The sequence below is a fragment of the Pseudomonas furukawaii genome (assembly GCF_002355475.1).
Taxonomy (GTDB): domain Bacteria; phylum Pseudomonadota; class Gammaproteobacteria; order Pseudomonadales; family Pseudomonadaceae; genus Metapseudomonas; species Metapseudomonas furukawaii.
This window is the reverse complement of the sequence record NZ_AP014862.1, coordinates 4,755,858-4,773,110: the sequence shown is the minus strand read 5'-3', so window position 1 is coordinate 4,773,110 and position 17,253 is coordinate 4,755,858. Positions and strand designations below refer to the sequence as shown.

At 64.3% G+C, this 17,253-nt stretch carries 18 protein-coding genes and 1 tRNA gene; 16 read left to right on the top strand and 3 right to left on the bottom strand.

The features are described from left to right. Positions 1-2: 2 nt before the first annotated feature. From tolQ to nadA, 10 genes are all read left to right on the top strand, one after another. On the top strand, positions 3-698 hold the full coding sequence (gene tolQ / locus KF707C_RS21980; RefSeq protein ID WP_003449406.1) for a protein TolQ: 696 nt from the start codon (positions 3-5) through the stop codon (positions 696-698). A 33-nt stretch (positions 699-731) separates the two neighbouring features. Then, complete coding sequence (gene tolR / locus KF707C_RS21975) at positions 732-1,190, top strand: protein TolR (protein WP_003449405.1); 459 nt, start codon at positions 732-734, stop codon at positions 1,188-1,190. Further along, a complete protein-coding gene (tolA, locus tag KF707C_RS21970; protein ID WP_003449404.1) occupies positions 1,190-2,239 on the top strand; it encodes a cell envelope integrity protein TolA in 1,050 nt (349 codons plus the stop codon). The genes tolR and tolA overlap by 1 nt, the downstream gene beginning before the upstream one ends. Beyond that, positions 2,236-3,540, top strand: coding sequence for a Tol-Pal system beta propeller repeat protein TolB (gene tolB, locus KF707C_RS21965; protein ID WP_003449403.1), 1,305 nt, complete (start codon positions 2,236-2,238; stop codon positions 3,538-3,540). The genes tolA and tolB overlap by 4 nt, the downstream gene beginning before the upstream one ends. A gap of 58 nt (positions 3,541-3,598) precedes the next feature. Next, entirely contained in the window at positions 3,599-4,096 is a 498-nt protein-coding gene (gene pal, locus KF707C_RS21960; protein ID WP_036991747.1) for a peptidoglycan-associated lipoprotein Pal, read from the top strand. Between the two features lie 5 nt (positions 4,097-4,101). Beyond that, a complete protein-coding gene (gene ybgF / locus KF707C_RS21955) occupies positions 4,102-4,923 on the top strand; it encodes a tol-pal system protein YbgF (RefSeq protein WP_036991745.1) in 822 nt (273 codons plus the stop codon). Positions 4,924-5,047: 124 nt separating this feature from the next. Further along, positions 5,048-5,695 carry a 7-carboxy-7-deazaguanine synthase QueE gene (gene queE, locus KF707C_RS21950; RefSeq protein ID WP_003449400.1) on the top strand — a complete coding sequence of 216 codons (648 nt, stop codon included), beginning with the start codon at positions 5,048-5,050 and terminating at the stop codon, positions 5,693-5,695. A 65-nt stretch (positions 5,696-5,760) separates the two neighbouring features. Next, positions 5,761-6,435: a 7-cyano-7-deazaguanine synthase QueC gene (queC, locus tag KF707C_RS21945; protein WP_003449399.1), complete on the top strand. Its 675-nt coding sequence runs from the start codon at positions 5,761-5,763 to the stop codon at positions 6,433-6,435. A gap of 58 nt (positions 6,436-6,493) precedes the next feature. Next, positions 6,494-6,569 (top strand) — tRNA-Lys (locus KF707C_RS21940). A 207-nt stretch (positions 6,570-6,776) separates the two neighbouring features. Continuing rightward, positions 6,777-7,835: a quinolinate synthase NadA gene (gene nadA, locus KF707C_RS21935; protein WP_003449398.1), complete on the top strand. Its 1,059-nt coding sequence runs from the start codon at positions 6,777-6,779 to the stop codon at positions 7,833-7,835. A gap of 67 nt (positions 7,836-7,902) precedes the next feature. On the opposite strand, the gene KF707C_RS21930 is transcribed toward nadA, so the two are convergent. Next, a complete protein-coding gene (locus tag KF707C_RS21930; protein ID WP_003449397.1) occupies positions 7,903-9,336 on the bottom strand; it encodes a M48 family metalloprotease in 1,434 nt (477 codons plus the stop codon). Between the two features lie 154 nt (positions 9,337-9,490). Between KF707C_RS21930 and KF707C_RS21925 the strand changes: the two genes are divergently transcribed. Beyond that, a complete protein-coding gene (locus tag KF707C_RS21925; RefSeq protein ID WP_003449396.1) occupies positions 9,491-9,742 on the top strand; it encodes a sulfurtransferase TusA family protein in 252 nt (83 codons plus the stop codon). Between the two features lie 31 nt (positions 9,743-9,773). Beyond that, the gene (locus KF707C_RS21920) at positions 9,774-10,844 is read left to right on the top strand and encodes an AI-2E family transporter (protein WP_003449394.1); all 1,071 of its coding nucleotides are present in this window, start codon (positions 9,774-9,776) and stop codon (positions 10,842-10,844) included. Positions 10,845-10,906: 62 nt separating this feature from the next. Here the strand turns inward: KF707C_RS21920 and KF707C_RS21915 are convergent, their stop codons facing one another. Both KF707C_RS21915 and KF707C_RS21910 read right to left on the bottom strand, forming a co-directional pair. Then, positions 10,907-11,380: a peroxiredoxin gene (locus tag KF707C_RS21915; RefSeq protein WP_003449392.1), complete on the bottom strand. Its 474-nt coding sequence runs from the start codon at positions 11,378-11,380 to the stop codon at positions 10,907-10,909. A gap of 13 nt (positions 11,381-11,393) precedes the next feature. After that, complete coding sequence (locus KF707C_RS21910; protein ID WP_003449390.1) at positions 11,394-11,951, bottom strand: glycine cleavage system protein R; 558 nt, start codon at positions 11,949-11,951, stop codon at positions 11,394-11,396. Between the two features lie 178 nt (positions 11,952-12,129). On the opposite strand from KF707C_RS21910, the gene dapA reads away from it, so the two are divergent. From dapA to KF707C_RS21890, 4 genes are all read left to right on the top strand, one after another. After that, positions 12,130-13,008 (top strand): 4-hydroxy-tetrahydrodipicolinate synthase, encoded by an 879-nt coding sequence (gene dapA, locus KF707C_RS21905; RefSeq protein WP_003449386.1) that lies wholly within the window; start codon positions 12,130-12,132, stop codon positions 13,006-13,008. A gap of 18 nt (positions 13,009-13,026) precedes the next feature. Then, on the top strand, positions 13,027-14,148 hold the full coding sequence (bamC, locus tag KF707C_RS21900; RefSeq protein ID WP_003449384.1) for an outer membrane protein assembly factor BamC: 1,122 nt from the start codon (positions 13,027-13,029) through the stop codon (positions 14,146-14,148). Between the two features lie 89 nt (positions 14,149-14,237). Next, the gene (locus KF707C_RS21895; RefSeq protein ID WP_088191104.1) at positions 14,238-15,107 is read left to right on the top strand and encodes a phosphoribosylaminoimidazolesuccinocarboxamide synthase; all 870 of its coding nucleotides are present in this window, start codon (positions 14,238-14,240) and stop codon (positions 15,105-15,107) included. 524 nt (positions 15,108-15,631) lie between these two features. After that, the gene (locus KF707C_RS21890; RefSeq protein ID WP_003451330.1) at positions 15,632-17,221 is read left to right on the top strand and encodes an MFS transporter; all 1,590 of its coding nucleotides are present in this window, start codon (positions 15,632-15,634) and stop codon (positions 17,219-17,221) included. The last annotated feature ends 32 nt before the right edge of the window (positions 17,222-17,253 follow it).

The window sequence follows — 17,253 nt, the reverse complement described above, 5'->3', positions numbered from 1 at the left end:
GCGTGGAAGCCAACGTCGTCGACCATACCTCCATGTGGAGCCTGATCAGCAACGCCAGTATCGTGGTGCAGCTGGTCATGCTGACCCTGGTGGCCGCATCGGTCACCTCCTGGATCATGATTTTCCAGCGCAGCAACATGTTGCGCGCGGCGAAGAAGTCCCTCGAGAGCTTCGAGGAGCGTTTCTGGTCCGGCATCGACCTGTCCAAGCTCTACCGCCAGGCGGGCAGCAACCCCGACCCAGACTGCGGCGTCGAGCAGATCTTCCGTGCCGGCTTCAAGGAGTTCTCCCGCCTTCGCCAGCAGGCCGGCGTCGACCCGGATGCGGTGATGGAAGGGGTCGCCCGCGCGATGCGCGTCGCCATTTCCCGCGAGGAAGAGAAGCTCGAGCAGAGCCTCCCGTTCCTGGCCACCGTGGGCTCCACCAGTCCCTACATCGGCCTGTTCGGTACCGTCTGGGGCATCATGAACTCCTTCCGTGGCCTGGCCCAGGTCCAGCAGGCGACCCTGGCCACCGTGGCCCCCGGCATCGCCGAAGCCCTGATCGCAACCGCCATCGGCCTGTTCGCTGCGATCCCGGCCGTTATCGCCTACAACCGCTTCGCCGCCCGCGGTGAAACCCTGGTCGGTCGCTACTACACCTTTGCCGACGAGTTCCAGGCCATCCTGCACCGCAAGGTGCACACCAGCGACGAATAAGCCGCAGGTTCAATAGAGAACAGGTTTCACGCCATGGCCAGAATTCGCCAAAAACGCAAACCCGTCGCCGAGATGAACGTGGTGCCCTACATCGACGTGATGCTGGTGCTGCTGGTCATCTTCATGGTGACCGCGCCGATGCTCAACCAGGGCGTCAAGGTCGACCTGCCGAAGGTGTCCAGCGAGGCGCTGCCCCAGGACAACGACTCCCGAGTGCTGACCATCTCCATCAAGGCCGACAAGAGTTACTACTGGAACATGGGCGAGGAAGTGGAGCCCGACCAGGGCAGGAGCAGCGAGACGTCCAGCACGCTGCCGGAACTGGTGCAGGCGGTTACGGCGATCATGAGTCAGAACAGCAGCCAGGGTAAGAAGGTCCAGGTCTTCGTCCGTGGCGACAAGGCTGTCGACTACGGTTCCGTCATGGCCGTCATGGGCGGTCTGCAGCAGGCCGGCGTAGGTAATGTCGGGCTGATCACCGAGGCGCCCTGATGCAGCAGCAGAGCGAACGCTCCCCTTCTGAAAGCTACTTCTGGCCCACGGTATGGGCCGTGGCGCTGCACGCCCTCATGTTCGGCATGTTGTTCGTCAGCTTCGCCTTCACGCCGGAGCTGCCGCCTGCCCGACCGATCGTCCAGGCCACCCTCTACCAGCTGAAGTCCCAGAGCCAGGCCACTACCCAGACCAACCAGAAGATCGCCGGCGAGAAGAAGCAGACCAGCGCGCCCCAGTATGAAACCGAGCAGCTGGAGCAGAAGAAGGCCGAGGAACAGAAGGTAGCGGCGGCCAAGGCGGCGGAACAAAAGAAAGCCGACGACGCTCGAAAGGCCCAGGAGCAGAAGAAGGTCGAGGAAGCCAAGCAGGCCGAGGCGAAGAAGGCCGCCGAAGCCAAGAAGGCTGAAGAGGCCAAGAAAGTCGAAGAGAAGAAGCAGGCCGACATCGCCAAGAAGAAAGCCGAAGAGGAAGCCAAGAAGAAGGCGGCCGACGAGGCGAAGAAGAAAGCCGCTGAACTGGCCAAGAAGAAGGCCGCGGAAGACGCCAAGAAAAAGGCGGCTGCCGAAGCGGCGAAGAAGAAGGCTGCCGAGGAGGCGAAGAAAAAAGCCGCCGCCGACGCCGCGAAGAAGAAAGCAGCGGAAGAGGCCAAGCGCAAGGCCGCCGAGGACAAGAAGGCTGCGGCCCTGGCCGAGCTGCTGTCCGAGGATGTGGGGCATCAGCAGGCGCTCGCCGATGAAGTGGGCGACCAGGTCGCGGGCAGTCTCGATGACCTGATCATCAAGCTGATCAGCGAGAACTGGCAGAAACCCGTGACCATCCGGCCCGGTGCCAGCGTCGAGTTGCTGATCCAGATGCTGCCGGACGGCACCATCACCAACGCCAGCGTCTCCCGCTCCAGCGGTGACGGCGTTTTCGACAACTCAGCCGTGGCGGCGGTCCGCAGTGTCGGACGCATCCCCGAAATGCAACAACTGGATCGCGCTACCTTTGACCGGATGTACAGGCAGCGTCGCGTCATCTTCAAACCGGAGGACTTAGGTCTGTGAAAACCCTCATTCGTATCGCCCTGATCGGGGTGGCCATGCTGGTCGGCTCGGTCCAGGCCGCCGACCCGCTGGTGATCACCAGCGGTACCGACCGGGCGACCCCGATCGCCGTGGTTCCCTTTGGTTGGCAGGGCGGCACCGTGCTGCCCACCGACATTTCCGACGTGGTCGGCAACGACCTGCGTAACTCCGGCTACTTCGAGCCGATTCCGCGGCAGAACATGATCAGCCTGCCGACCCAGGCCAGCGAAGTGATCTATCGCGACTGGAAGGCCCTGGGCGCCCAGTACGTCCTGGTCGGCAGCATCGTTCCCGCCGGTGGCCGCCTGCAGGTGCAGTTCGCCCTGTTCAACGTCACCACCGAGCAACAGGTGATGACCGGCAACGTCAGCGGGTCCACCGACCAGCTGCGGGACATGGCGCATTACATCGCCGACCAGTCCTTCGAGAAGCTCACCGGCATCAAGGGTGCCTTCTCCACCCGCATGCTCTACGTCACCGCCGAGCGTTTCTCGGTGAACAACACCCGCTACACCCTGCAGCGCTCCGACTATGACGGTCAGCGTGCGGTGACGCTCCTTCAGTCCCGCGAACCCATCCTGTCGCCGCGTTACGCGCCTGACGGTCGTCGTATCGCCTATGTGTCCTTCGAGCAGAAGCGTCCGCGCATCTTCATCCAGCACATCGACACAGGGCGCCGCGAGCAGATCACCAATTTCGAAGGCCTGAACGGCGCTCCGGCCTGGTCGCCGGAAGGCAATCGCCTGGCCTTCGTGCTGTCCAAGGACGGCAACCCGGAGATCTACGTGATGGATCTGGGCAGCCGCCAGCTCCGTCGCGTCACCAACAGCATGGCCATCGACACCGAGCCGTTCTGGGGAGCCGACGGCCAGACCATCTACTTCACCTCGGATCGTGCCGGCAAACCGCAGATCTACAAGACCAACATCAACGGCGGCGAAGCCCAGCGCGTGACCTTCGTGGGCAACTACAACGCCAACCCGAAGCTCTCGGCTGACGAGAAGATGCTGGTGATGATCCACCGTCAGGACGGCTTCACCAACTTCAAGGTGGCCGCCCAGGATCTGACCCGCGCCGGCAGTGCTCCGCGCATCCTTTCCGGCACCACGCTGGACGATTCGCCCACTGTTGCACCCAATGGCGCCATGCTAATCTACGCAACTCGCCAGCAAGGGGGCGGCGTACTGATGCTCGTGTCTACAAACGGGCGCGTGCGGGTCCCGATTCCTACCGTTCAGGGTGACATTCGCGAACCTTCCTGGTCGCCGTACCTGAACTGAAGCGGTCACAAAAAAACACCTTTGCTAAACACACCTGGGGTTCATTAGGAGTTACATGATGGAAATGCTGAAACTTGGCAAATTTGCCGCTCTGGCTCTGGCCATGGCCGTAGCTGTTGGTTGCTCGTCCAAAGGCGGCGAAGGCACCGGCGAAGGCGCTGTCGATCCGAACGCTGGCTACAACGCCGGTGGCAGCGGTGTAGACGGCAGCATGAGCGAAGAAGCCGCTCTGCGCGCTATCACCACCTTCTACTTCGAGTACGACAGCTCCGACCTGAAGCCGGAAGCCATGCGCGCTCTGGACGTACATGCCAAGGACCTGAAAGCCAACGGCAACCGCGTTGTCCTGGAAGGCCACACCGACGAGCGTGGTACCCGCGAGTACAACATGGCTCTGGGCGAGCGTCGTGCCAAGGCCGTTCAACGCTACCTGGTTCTGCAGGGCGTTTCCCCGGCTCAGGCGGAACTGGTTTCCTACGGCGAAGAGCGTCCGGTTGCTACCGGTAACGACGAGCAGTCCTGGGCCCAGAACCGCCGCGTTGAACTGCGCAAGTAATTGCCATGCGTAAGTGCCGTCGTGCTTTGACCCTCTTGGCCCTCGCCAGCCTGCCGTTGGCGGCGCTGGCCGAGGTTCCCGTGGTGGATAACAACTCCGGATACGGCAGTTACCCACCTGCCGGTTACGGCACGACTGGCGCCTACGCCGGGACAGGGGCCTCCTCGGCCCCCGTCACGGCGCAGGGTGAGCTGTTCATGCAGCTCCAGCAGATGCAGGAAGAGATCGCACGCCTGCGCGGCGCCCTCGAGGAGCAGCAGTACGAAATCCAGCGCCTGAAACAGGAAAGCCTGGAGCGTTATCAGGACCTCGATCGTCGCCTCTCCAGCGCCCCCGGCGCGGGAGCTCCCGTTTCCCCGAATACTCCAGCCGCTGGCGGTCCCGCCGCCAACGGTGCACCGACCGCCCCCGCTCAGCAGCCTGCCGCAGGCAGCGGCGAGCCGGGCGATCCCGCGAAGGAAAAGCTCTACTACGACGCCGCCTTCGACCTGATCAAGGCCAAGGACTTCGACAAGGCCAGCCAAGCGTTCAGCGCCTTCCTGCGCAAGTATCCCAACAGCCAGTACGCCGGTAACGCCCAGTACTGGCTTGGCGAGGTGAACCTGGCCAAGGGCGACCTGCAAGGTGCCAGCCAGGCTTTCGCCCGCGTCAGCCAGGCCTATCCGCAGCACGCCAAGGTGCCGGATTCCCTGTACAAGCTCGCGGATGTCGAGCAGCGTCTCGGCAATGGCGCCAAGGCCAAGACCCTGCTTCAGCAGGTCATCGCCCAGTACCCGGGCAGTTCGGCCGCCCAACTGGCCCAGCGCGACCTCCAGCGCCTGCCCTGATTCGACCGCCATCTTTCGAAAACCCGCGCCTGTCGCGGGTTTTTTCGTTAGAATCCCCGGCCTTCACCCTAACTTCCCGCAACGGAGGCGGATGGCCTGTTTAGCCGTCACGCCCGTGGCTGATATGCATCAAACCCTGCGAATTACCGAGATCTTCTACTCGTTGCAGGGGGAAACACGTACCGCCGGCCTGCCGACGGTCTTCGTGCGCCTGACCGGCTGTCCCCTGCGCTGCCAGTACTGCGACACCGCCTACGCCTTCAGTGGTGGTGACATGATCACCCTCGACGACATCCTCGAGCGCGTCGCCTCCTATAAGCCCCGGTATGTCTGCGTTACCGGCGGCGAGCCGCTGGCCCAGCCCAATTGCATCCCGCTGCTTCAGCGTCTCTGTGACGCCGGCTACGAGGTGTCGCTCGAAACCAGCGGCGCACTTGACGTGTCCTCCGTCGACCCGCGCGTGAGCAAGGTGCTGGACCTCAAGACACCCGGCTCCGCCGAGGTGGGGCGCAACCGCTACGAGAACATCGTCCACCTCACGCCCAACGACCAGGTGAAGTTCGTCATCTGCTCCCGGGAAGACTACGACTGGGCGGTATCCAAGCTGATCGAGTACCGGCTCGAAAAGCGCGCCGGCGAAGTGTTGTTCTCTCCCAGCCACAAGCAGGTGAATGCGCGTGACCTGGCTGACTGGATAGTGGCGGACAACCTGCCGGTACGCCTGCAATTGCAGCTGCACAAGATTCTCTGGAACGACGAGCCCGGCCACTGACCGGTTCGATTGTCTACCTTGCCTGCCGGCGTCCGCGTCGGGCGGGCCGATTCGAGGGACATCCCATGAGCGAGAAGAAAGCGGTCATCCTGTTGTCCGGTGGCCTGGACTCGGCCACCGTCATCGCCCTGGCCAAGGCCGAGGGCTATGCCTGCTACAGCATGAGTTTCGACTACGGCCAGCGTCACCGCGCAGAACTCCAGGCAGCCAATCGGGTTGCCCGCCAATTGGGCGTGGTGGAGCACAAGGTCATCGGTCTCAACCTCAACGGCATTGGCGGCTCCGCCCTGACCGATACCCGTATCGCTGTACCGGAAAGTCCTACCGAGGGCATCCCGGTCACCTACGTGCCGGCGCGCAACACCGTCTTCCTCTCGTTGGCCCTGGGCTGGGCGGAGGTGCTGGGGGCGCGCGACATCTTCATCGGTGTGAATGCGGTGGATTACTCCGGCTACCCGGATTGTCGCCCTGAGTTCGTCGAGGCCTTCGAGCGCATGGCCAACCTCGCGACCAAGGCAGGTGTGGAGGGAGACGGCTTCCGGATCCGGGCACCGCTGCAGAACATGAGCAAGGCCGAGATCGTCCAGGCGGGTAGCCGGCTTGGCGTCGATTACGGTCTGACCGTGTCCTGCTATCAGGCCGATGATGAAGGTCACGCCTGTGGCAAGTGCGACAGTTGCCGGTTGCGCGCTGCCGGCTTCCTGGCAGCCGGTCTGAATGATCCGACACGCTACCAGTAATTTTTTTCGAAGAGGGTGTTGAATTCCTGAATAAAATCAGTATTATGCGCCTCGCGTTGGGTCGTTAGCTCAGTCGGTAGAGCAGTTGGCTTTTAACCAATTGGTCGTAGGTTCGAATCCTACACGACCCACCAACATTCAAAAGCCCGCCTTCATGGCGGGCTTTGTCGTTTCCGGAGACCGGTTTTTGATCCGGTGCAGGACAGACGGCGCCTGCTGCCGTGGTCCCCGCACCGTCAAATCTGCGTTATCATCCGCGACCCCAGGCTCCGCGGCCCAGAGGTCGGAGGGGGCAGGGCTATAATTATCTACGCGTCACCGTGCATGCAGGTTCAGCCTCTATGACTCAGCTTTCCGAACGCTTCCTGGTCCAGGCCCACCTTGCCGCCAAGCAGCCCAAGCCGCTGACGGCCGAGGAAGAGGCGCACTACCGTGCCGCCATCGCCGCCGAACTGAAGGCGCGGGATGCGGTACTGGTTGCCCACTACTATTGCGACCCGGTCATCCAGGCCTTGGCCGAGGAAACCGGTGGCTGCGTCTCCGACTCCCTGGAAATGGCGCGCTTCGGCAACCAGCATCCGGCACGGACGGTCGTGGTCGCCGGCGTGAAGTTCATGGGCGAGACCGCCAAGATCCTCAATCCCGAGAAGCGCGTGCTGATGCCCACCCTGGAAGCCACCTGCTCCCTGGACCTGGGTTGCCCGGTGGACGAGTTCTCGGCCTTCTGCGACCAGCATCCCGAGCGCACCGTGGTGGTCTACGCCAATACCTCCGCCGCCGTGAAGGCCCGTGCCGACTGGGTCGTGACCTCCAGCTGCGCCCTCGAGATCGTCGAGAGCCTGATGGACAACGGCGAGAAGATCATCTGGGCCCCGGACCAGCACCTGGGCCGCTATATCCAGCGCGAAACCGGCGCTGACATGCTGCTCTGGGACGGTGCCTGCATCGTCCACGAAGAGTTCAAGGCCAAGCAGCTGCAGGACATGAAGGCGCTCTACCCGGACGCCGCCGTGCTGGTACACCCGGAATCCCCCGAGGCGGTCATCGAACTGGCCGACGCGGTAGGCTCCACCAGCCAGTTGATCAAGGCCGCCCAGACCCTGCCCAACACCACCTTCATCGTCGCCACCGATCGCGGCATCTTCTACAAGATGAAGCAGCTCTGCCCGGACAAGCAGTTCATCGAGGCCCCCACCGCCGGCAACGGCGCCGCGTGCCGCAGCTGTGCCCATTGCCCCTGGATGGCGATGAATACACTGGAGCGCACCCTGCAATGCCTGCAGCAGGGGACCAATGAAATCTTCGTCGACCCGGCCCTGATCCCCAAGGCGGTCAAGCCCCTCAAGCGCATGCTGGACTTCACCCAGGCCGCCCGCCTCAAGCAGGCCGGAAACGCCTGATCCGCCTTCCGCCAGCGCCCATGAAAAAGCCCGGTTTCCCGGGCTTTTTCGTCTCCGCCGACGGTGCTCAGCGCATCATCTGCTTCACCATTCGCTGCTGCTCCATCAGCTGCTGCTGGCGGGCGTCGATCCGCGCGGCCAGCGGGAAGTTGCCACTGGAACGACGCTTGGCGAAGTCCAGCTGCTCGATGGCCTGGTCGAAATCGCCCACCAGGGCGAAGAACTCGGCGCGGGCCTGGTGCAAGCCGATGGTATTGCCGGCCAGGCCGCGCACTTCCGCCATTTCGTACCAGATGTCCGGGTCGTTGGGCCGCTCCTTGAGCAGTCCGTCCAGTACCCTTTCCGCGTCCTTCGGCTTGTTCAGCTTGATCAGCAGCTCGCTGCGCATCTGCTTCAGCGGGTAGCTGTTGGGGTAGACCCCCAATAGGCGATCGACACGCTTCTGGGCGTCGGCCACGCGGTTGGCGGTGATGTCGAGGTCCACCTGGGCCAGGTTGTAGGTGATGTCGTTGGGCGCCTTGGCCAGCAGCGGCGTCAGGTTCTCCCGGGCCTGGTTCAGTTGTCCGCCCTTGATCTGGGCGATGGCCAGGCCATAGCGGGCGGCATCCAGCTTCGGGTCTTCGTCGAGCATGGCGCGGAAACGCTTGGCGGCGATACCCGGGGTTTCCTCGAACATCAGTTGCACGCGGGCGCGCATCAACTGATAGCGCAGGCTGTTCTCCACGCCGCCGGCCGGCAGTTGCTCGGCGCGGTTGCGGGTATCGGCGATACGGTTTTCGGTCACCGGGTGAGTGAGGAGGAATTCCGGCGGCTTGGCGTCGTAGCGATACTGCCGCATCAGTCGCTCGAACATCCGCGGCATGGCGCGGGGGTCGTAGCCGGCCTTCTCCAGGTTGAGCAGGCCGATGCGGTCGGCTTCCTGTTCGTTCTGGCGCGAGAAGCGCCGCTGCTCCTGGATGGCCGCCGCCTGGGTGCCCATGATCGCGGCGATACCCGCATCCCCGGCTCCGGCCGCCGCCGCGACGATACCGGCCAGCATCGCCGCCATCACCGGAATCTGCATGCGCTGCTGCGCCTCCACGCCCCGGGCGAAGTGGCGTTGCGACAGGTGCGCCAGTTCGTGGGCCATCACCGAGGCGTACTCGGCTTCGGTCGGCGCGTAAAGGAAGAGGCCGCCGTTGACGCCGATGATGCCGCCTGGTGCGGCGAAGGCGTTCAGTTGTGGGCTGTTGAGCAGCACGAATTCCAGGCGCCGATCCTGTAACTGGCTCGTTTCCGCCAGGCGATAGACGCTGGCTTCCACGTAGTCCTTGAGCTGTGGGTCGTTGAGTTGCGGAACCTGGCCGCGTAGCAGGCCGAGCCAGGCGCGGCCCAGTTGGTGTTCCTGTTCGGGGGAGACGATCGAGGAGCTGGAGTCCCCCAGGGATGGCAGGTCGTCAGCCATGGCGGGGGACGCGAATAGGCAGGCAAGCGTCAGCAGAGTGGGGCGCAGAAAAGTCATGCACTGGGCTCGTTGGCGGCAAAGGCCTAAATGTAGCTTCCGGGCTGCCCAACTGGCCAGCGGCGTGCCGCCTTCGGTATCCTAACCGCCCGCTCAAGTATCACGCCCCGCGACCTTCCCCGGGACCGCCAGGCATCTTCCCCGGAGGATTTCCATGACCGACATCGCCAGTCGACCCGACGCGTTCGACGCGGAGCTGGACGCCAGCGGCCTGAACTGCCCGCTGCCGTTGCTCAAGGCCAAGCTCGAGCTCAACCGCCTGCCCAGCGGCGCGGTGCTCAAGGTGATCGCCACCGACGCCGGTTCCCAGCGCGATTTCCGTGCCTTCGCGCAATTGGCAGGGCACCAGTTGCTCCATGAAGAGGTCGAAGGCGGCGTGTTCCGCTATTGGCTGCGCAAGGCCTGATCCCGCCTGGCGGCCCCATCAAGGATTTCCGATGCTCAAGGTCCTTCGCGACTGGGTACAACGCTACTTCTCCGATGAAGAAGCCGTGGTGCTGGCCGTCGTCCTCGTACTCGGCTTCACCGCCGTCCTCACCCTCGGCAACATGCTGGCCCCGGTGCTCGCCGGCCTGGTGCTGGCCTTCCTCATGCAGGGGCTGGTCAACCTGCTGGAACGGCTGCGCCTGCCCCACAGCCTGGCGGTCTGGGTGGTTTTCGCGCTTTTCCTGGGGGCTCTGGGGCTGATCTTCGGCGTGCTCATGCCGCTGCTCTGGCAGCAGGTCAGCACCCTGTTCCAGGAGCTGCCGCGAATGCTCGGCGAATGGCAGTCGCTGTTGCTGCTGTTGCCGGAGCGCTATCCGCACCTGGTCACCGATGAGCAGGTCCTGAACGCCATCGAAGTCACCCGCAGCGAGGTGGGCAAGTTCGGCCAGTGGGCCCTGACCTTCTCCCTGTCCAGCCTGCCGCTGCTGGTCAACCTCATGATCTACCTGGTGCTGGTGCCCATCCTGGTGTTCTTCTTCCTCAAGGACCGGGACCTCATCGGCCGCTGGATCGTTGGCTACCTGCCCAGCGAGCGGGGGCTGATGAAGGAAGTCTGGCAAGAGGTGCACCAGCAGATCGCCAACTACATCCGTGGCAAGGTCATCGAAATCGTCATCTGCGGCGCCGTCACCTACGTCGCCTTCGTCTGGCTCGGGCTCAACTATGCGGCGCTGCTGGCCCTGCTCGTCGGACTTTCCGTGGTGGTGCCCTACATCGGTGCGGTGGTGGTCACGGTGCCGGTGGCGCTGATCGCGCTGTTCCAGTGGGGCTGGAGCGACCAGTTCATCTACCTGATGGTCGTCTATACCGTCATCCAGACCCTCGACGGCAATGTCCTGGTGCCGCTGCTGTTCTCCGAAGCGGTGAACCTGCATCCGGTGGCCATCATCTGCGCCGTGCTGCTGTTCGGCGGGCTCTGGGGCTTCTGGGGCGTGTTCTTCGCCATTCCCCTGGCCACCTTGTTCAAGGCCGTACTCGATGCCTGGCCCAAGGCCGCGCCTCGGGAGTACGGCACCCCCTAGCCGGGCCAGGTACCGTCCATGAAAAAGGCCGCGTTCGCGGCCTTGTTCGTTTCAGCGGGCACTCAGCCCCTGTTCAGCGCCTGGGCGGCTTCCAGCACCGCGTCGGCATGGCCCGGCACCTTCACACCGCGCCATTCCTGGCGCAGCACGCCGTCCTTGTCGATCAGGAAGGTACTGCGGTCCACCCCGAGGTACTCCTTGCCGTACAGCTTCTTCAGCTTGATCACGTCGAACAGCTGGCAGACGGCTTCGTCCTTGTCCGAGATCAGCTCGAAGGGGAAGGCCTGCTTGCACTTGAAGTTCTCGTGGGACTTCAGGCCATCGCGGGACACCCCGAAAATCACCGTATTGGCCGCCAGGAAGGCGTCGTGGCGGTCGCGGAAGTCCTGGCCCTCGGTGGTGCAGCCGGGCGTGCTGTCCTTCGGGTAGAAATACAGCACCACCTGCTTGCCCTTCAGCGCCGACAGGCTGACCTCCAGGCCGCTGGTGGCCTGGACGGTGAAATCGGCGACGGGTTGGTTCAGGGATACGGCCATGTCTGCTTGCTCCTCAAGGATGCTGCGGGCGCCAGGGCTCGATCAGGGCGTCCAGGTTCAGGGCGTCGGCGAAGTCCAGGAACTGGTCGCGCAGCCAACTGATCTGGGTCCCGGCGGGCAGGGTCACGGTAATGGTGGCGTTGAGCATCATGCTGCCGGTCTGCGGCGCCATATAGGTATCGCAAGTCATGTTCTCCAGCTCCACGCGGTGGTCGATGAAGAACTGGCACAACTCGCCGAGCACGTCCGGGCGATAGGCCGCGCTCACATAGGCGACGTAGGGCAGCGCCTGGGGACGCACTTCCTGGGCGTTGCTGCGGGTCACGTGCACCGTGAAGTCGTGGCGCTTGGCCAGGGTATTCAGACCGGCCTCCAGTCGGGCGAGGCCATCCCAGCTGCCGGACACCTGGAACACCAGGGCGGAAAACTCGCCGTGACGGCTCACACGGCTGCTGACCACGGCGCAGCGGCTTTCCTGGCTGGCGCGGCACAGCACATTGGTCAGCTCCATCGGGTTGCGGCCCAGGGCACTGATCAGGAGGAATTGTTCGCGAGGCGGGGTGGTGGACATGCAGCGTTCCTAAAGCGAGGGGAGGGCGGCCGGGGCCGCGCGGTTCAAACGGGGAAGGTTAGCGAAAAGCGCCGCCGAGGGAAATGCCGCAACCGCCTGACGGCGCTTGTGTTCACCTTGTGCAAGGCCAGAGCCGACAGTACCATTACGGCTCTCTTTTTCCGGCAGGAGCGGTTGCATGATTGCGGGCAGTATGGTGGCACTGGTTACGCCCATGGATGCGCAGGGTCAATTGGACTGGGACAGCCTTTCCAAGCTCGTTGACTTCCATCTTCAAGAGGGTACCAACGCCATAGTCGCCGTCGGCACCACCGGCGAGTCCGCGACCCTGGACGTCAAGGAGCACGTCGAGGTCATCCGTCGCGTGGTCGACCAGGTCAACGGCCGCATCCCGGTCATCGCCGGCACCGGTGGCAACTCCACCCGTGAGTCGGTCGAGCTGACCTCCGCCGCCAAGGGCGTGGGCGCCGATGCCTGCCTGCTGGTGACCCCGTATTACAACAAGCCGACCCAGGAAGGCCTGTACCAGCACTTCCGCCACATCGCCGAAGCCGTGGCCATTCCGCAGATCCTCTACAACGTGCCGGGCCGTACCGTCTGCGACATGCTCCCGGAAACCGTCGAGCGCCTGTCCAAGATCAGCAACATCATCGGCATCAAGGAAGCCACCGGCGACCTGCAGCGCGGCCAGGAAGTCCTGGATCGCGTCAGCAAGGAGTTCCTCGTCTACTCCGGTGACGACGCCACCGCCGTCGAGCTGATGCTCATGGGCGGCAAGGGCAACATCTCCGTCACCGCCAACGTCGCCCCCCGCGCCATGGCCGACCTCTGCGCCGCCGCCATGGCGGGCGATGCCGCCGCCGCCCGCGCCATCAACGACAAGCTGATGCCCTTGCACAAGGCCCTGTTCATCGAATCCAACCCGATTCCGGTGAAGTTCGCCCTGCACGAGATGGGCCTCATCCCCGACGGTATCCGCCTGCCGCTGACCTGGCTCAGCCCGCGCTGCCACGAACCGCTGCGTCAAGCAATGCGCCAGTCCGGCGTACTCGCCTAATCCAAGGAAAACTCCCGCATGAAGCGACTGGCCGGACTCTCCGCTCTCGCACTGATCATTTCCAGCACCAGCGGTTGCGGCTGGCTCTGGGGTAAAGATGGCTATTTCCGCGACCGCGGCAGCGACTACCTCGAGGCGCGCCAGACCGCTCCCATGCAACTGCCGCAGGACGTCGACGCCAAGCGCCTCGACCCCCTGCTGCCGGTGCCGATGAACGTCGCCGACACCCGCACCACCGAAGGTGAGTTCGAAGTACCCCGCCCGCAGGCCCTCCAGGCCCGTGGCGAGGTCAGCGACTACAGCCTGCAGAAGAGCGGCGACTCCCGCTGGGTCGTCGCCCAGCGCGTACCGGCCGAAGTCTGGCCGGTGGCCCGCCAGTTCTTCGAAGACGGCGGCTTCCGCGTCGTCGACGAGCGCCCGCAGACCGGTGAATTCACCACCGACTGGCAGCGCCTCGACCAACTCTCCGGCCCCTTGGCCCGCCGCCTCGGCAGCCGCGTCAGTGGCGTCGAGCCCGACAGCGAACTGCGTGCCCGCGTGCGCATCGAGCCGGGCGTGCAGCGCAACACCAGCGAGATCTTCGTCACCACCGTGACCCGTCCGGCCGGCAGCAGCGCCGACACCGGCTGGCCGAGCCGCTCCGACAGCCCGAGCCTCGAAGCCGCGCTGCTGGACGAAATGCTCGCCAGCATGGCCCGCAGCGCCGAACAGGGCGGCTCCGTCTCCCTGCTCGCCGCCCGCGACTTCGACGCCCCCAGCCGCGTGACCCTCTCCGAAGACGGCAACGGCAACCCGCTGCTGAGCCTCGGCGCCGACTTCGACCGCTCCTGGTCCAGCGTTGGCCGCGCCCTGGAAACCGCCGACGTCCGCGTCGACGACCTCAACCGCAGCCTGGGTGTGTACTACATCAACCTGGCCGAAGGCGCCGAGAAGAAGGACGAGAAACCCGGCTTCTTCAGCCGCCTGTGGGGCAGCGACCCCAGCGAGGAAGAAATCGAAGCCCGTGCCGAGCGCTTCCAGGTTCGCCTGACCCGCGTCGGCGACACCGTGCAGGTCACCGTCGAGAAGGACATCAACACCGTGGCACCCGCCGACGTGGCGCGCCGCGTGCTGACCCTGATCCAGGAAAACCTCGGCTAAGCGACTCGCCGCAACGCGGCGGAACGTGGAACACAACAAGGCGAAACCCCCGGGTTTCGCCTGTTTCGTTTGATAAAGGCGGAAATCACATGAGCACACCCACCACCCTCAGCTTGAAGAAGATCTACTCGGGCAAGGTCCGTGACCTCTACGAAATCGACGACAAGCGCATGCTGATGGTCGCCACCGACCGCCTTTCCGCGTTCGACGTCATCCTCGACCAGCCCATCCCGGAGAAAGGCAAGATCCTCACCGCCATCTCCAACTTCTGGTTCGACAAACTCAAGGACATCGTCCCCAACCACTTCACCGGCGACCGGGTGGAAGACGTGGTGCCCGCCGCCGAACTGCCCCTGGTGGAAGGCCGCGCCGTCGTCGCCAAGCGCCTCAAGCCCGTCGCCGTCGAAGCCATCGTCCGTGGCTACATCGTCGGCTCCGGCTGGAAGGAGTACCAGAAGAGCGGCACCGTCTGCGGCATCCAGCTGCCGGCCGGCCTCAAGGAGGCCTCCAAGCTGCCCCAGCCCATCTTCACCCCCTCCACCAAGGCCGCCGTCGGCGACCACGACGAGAACATCTCCTTCGAGCAGTGCGAAGCCATCATCGGCAAGGAACTGGCCGCCAAGGTCCGTGACACCGCCATCGCCCTGTACAGCACCGCCGTCGAATACGCCGCCACCCGCGGCATCATCATCGCCGACACCAAGTTCGAGTTCGGCATCGACGAAGACGGCACCCTGACCCTCATGGACGAAGTGCTCACCCCCGACTCCAGCCGCTTCTGGCCCGTGGAAAGCTACGTCGAAGGCAAGAACCCGCCCAGCTTCGACAAGCAGTTCGTTCGCGACTGGCTCGAGTCCACCGGCTGGAACAAGGAACCGCCGGCCCCCGCCGTACCCGCCGACGTCGCCCAGAAAACCGCCGACAAGTACCGCGAAGCCCTCACCAAGCTCACCGCCTGATCCCGGCGGCTCCTCTCCCTCCCGGGGGAGGGGAGCCCTGTTTCAGGACGCCTGCCCACCTGACCAATCCCCACGCCTGATCCCCCGTAGCGCGCATCGCGCCAAAGGCACCGTGTTCCTGGTGCGCAAAGCCCGGATCCGGAGCCAAGGCGGAACCCCGCTCCCCGGATTGCATCCGGGCTGGCCCGACCTCCCGCGATCGCAATGGGGCGCTCAACAGGTGTACCCGAGACCCGGTACACCGCGCCCAAAGGACATGTCCCCAAGGCTGACGGCCCTCCATTACCCGGGGCACTCCGCTCATTCGGTACGCACTTGATGGCGCCGAGCCCGTGGCGTCGTTCCAGCGAGCCGATTGGACCTGCACCATGGAGCACATGCATGCAATATCCGGTCGTGTGGACTCGGCCATAGTGACCATTTGGTTTCGACGGAAGGCTGCATGGTCACGGCACTCAAGCCGGTGACGGCATCGATCGCCTGTATCCGATACTCGAATACCCACCCAAGGACCCGAGCCGGCCATGACCAATTCCTCTCCTTCCCCCTGGAGTCCGTTGCGTCACTCCACCTTCCGATGGCTGTGGTTGGCCAGCATTGCCTCCAACATCGGCACCTGGATGCATGAAGTAGGCGCCGGCTGGCTGATGACTTCGCTTTCAGCCAGCCCCTTGCATGTGGCAATGATCCAGGTAGCCGCATCACTGCCAATGTTCTTCCTGGCGCTACCGGCCGGCGCCCTGGCGGATATCGTCGACAAACGTCGCTACCTGCTGGTCGTGCAGCTCTGGATGTCCGCCGTGGCAGTCGTACTGGCGCTGCTCAGCCTCAGCGGCGCGATAACGGTTTCCTTGCTGTTGTTGCTGACCCTTGGCCTGGGTGTCGGGACCGCTCTGATGATGCCCGCCTGGAGCGCACTTTCGCCTGAGCTGGTGGATAAGGCCGACCTTCCCTCTGCCGTGGCGCTGTCCAGCGTTGGCATCAACCTCTCCCGTGCAATCGGACCTGCTCTCGCCGGCGTGCTGGTCAGCCTGGTGGGCCCCTGGCTGACGTTCGCCATCAATGCGGTGTCGTTCTTCGGCGTGATCCTGGTGCTGCTGCTCTGGAAGCGCGAGGTGGCCGAACCCCTGCTCCCGGCTGAGCGATTCCTGGGTGCCATTCGAACCGGAGCCCGCTTCGCCCGGAGCTCCCGTCCCCTCCAGGCAGTCCTGGTTCGGGCGTTGGCATTCTTTCTCTGCGCCAGTGCCGGCATGGCCCTGTTGCCGCTGATCGTGCGAACGGAGCTACAAGGCACTGCAGCTGACTTCGGCCTGCTGTTGGCCAGCGTGGGGATCGGGGCAGTCTGCGGGGCCATGCTCTTGCCGCGCCTGCGGGAGCGGGTCCAGCGCGATTACCTGGTGGCCGGCGCCAGCCTGCTCTACGCTGCCGTGCTGCTGGGCCTGGCTTTCCTGCGCAACTTCCACCTGTTGATGCCCGTCATGTTCGTCAGCGGTGCCGCCTGGATCGCGGTGCTGTCCAGCCTCCAGGTTTCCGCCCAGACCTCGGTGCCGGCCTGGGTGCGCGCCCGGGCGCTGTCGGTCTACATCCTCATCTTCTTCGGCGGTATGGCAGCCGGTGGTCTGCTGTGGGGGAGCATCGCCAGCCATGCCTCCATTTCCCTGGCATTGATCCTGGCTGCCGCCGGCCTGGCAGCAGGTACATTGGCAACCCTCAAGGTCAAGCTGCCGGCGACCGAGGCGGAAGACCTGGCGCCCTCGCTGCATTGGCCCGCACCGCTACTGAGTGCCGAGCTGGACCAGGAAGGCGGCCCGGTGATGGTGACCCTCGAATACGACATCGCCCCCGAAAAAGTCGCGGCTTTCAAGGCGGCCGCCCTGGAGCTGGAGCACATGCGTAAACGCAACGGCGCCCTGTCTTGGGGGCTGATGCAGAACAGTTCCAACCCGCGCTTGTGGCTCGAGTTCTTCTTTGAAGAGTCCTGGCTGGAGCATCTGCGCCATCACGGTCGGGTCACTCGCGGGGAACTCAGGATCGAAGCGTCGGTACGCCAATTTCAAACAGAGGGTGTGGAAATACGCATCTGTCATTACGTGGGAGGTATGAAAAAAACCTGATACCGAATATCCCCACCGCCTGAAATCGACCA

Excerpts from the sequence above, each read along its gene's own strand:
- tolR (WP_003449405.1), top strand. The coding sequence starts at position 732 with ATGGCCAGAATTCGCCAAAAACGCAAACCCGTCGCCGAGATGAACGTG.
- tolA (WP_003449404.1), top strand. The coding sequence starts at position 1,190 with ATGCAGCAGCAGAGCGAACGCTCCCCTTCTGAAAGCTACTTCTGGCCC.
- pal (WP_036991747.1), top strand. The coding sequence starts at position 3,599 with ATGGAAATGCTGAAACTTGGCAAATTTGCCGCTCTGGCTCTGGCCATG.
- ybgF (WP_036991745.1), top strand. The coding sequence starts at position 4,102 with ATGCGTAAGTGCCGTCGTGCTTTGACCCTCTTGGCCCTCGCCAGCCTG.
- queE (WP_003449400.1), top strand. The coding sequence starts at position 5,048 with ATGCATCAAACCCTGCGAATTACCGAGATCTTCTACTCGTTGCAGGGG.
- queC (WP_003449399.1), top strand. The coding sequence starts at position 5,761 with ATGAGCGAGAAGAAAGCGGTCATCCTGTTGTCCGGTGGCCTGGACTCG.
- nadA (WP_003449398.1), top strand. The coding sequence starts at position 6,777 with ATGACTCAGCTTTCCGAACGCTTCCTGGTCCAGGCCCACCTTGCCGCC.
- KF707C_RS21930 (WP_003449397.1), bottom strand. The coding sequence starts at position 9,336 with ATGACTTTTCTGCGCCCCACTCTGCTGACGCTTGCCTGCCTATTCGCG.
- KF707C_RS21925 (WP_003449396.1), top strand. The coding sequence starts at position 9,491 with ATGACCGACATCGCCAGTCGACCCGACGCGTTCGACGCGGAGCTGGAC.
- KF707C_RS21920 (WP_003449394.1), top strand. The coding sequence starts at position 9,774 with ATGCTCAAGGTCCTTCGCGACTGGGTACAACGCTACTTCTCCGATGAA.
- KF707C_RS21915 (WP_003449392.1), bottom strand. The coding sequence starts at position 11,380 with ATGGCCGTATCCCTGAACCAACCCGTCGCCGATTTCACCGTCCAGGCC.
- KF707C_RS21910 (WP_003449390.1), bottom strand. The coding sequence starts at position 11,951 with ATGTCCACCACCCCGCCTCGCGAACAATTCCTCCTGATCAGTGCCCTG.
- dapA (WP_003449386.1), top strand. The coding sequence starts at position 12,130 with ATGATTGCGGGCAGTATGGTGGCACTGGTTACGCCCATGGATGCGCAG.
- bamC (WP_003449384.1), top strand. The coding sequence starts at position 13,027 with ATGAAGCGACTGGCCGGACTCTCCGCTCTCGCACTGATCATTTCCAGC.
- KF707C_RS21895 (WP_088191104.1), top strand. The coding sequence starts at position 14,238 with ATGAGCACACCCACCACCCTCAGCTTGAAGAAGATCTACTCGGGCAAG.
- KF707C_RS21890 (WP_003451330.1), top strand. The coding sequence starts at position 15,632 with ATGACCAATTCCTCTCCTTCCCCCTGGAGTCCGTTGCGTCACTCCACC.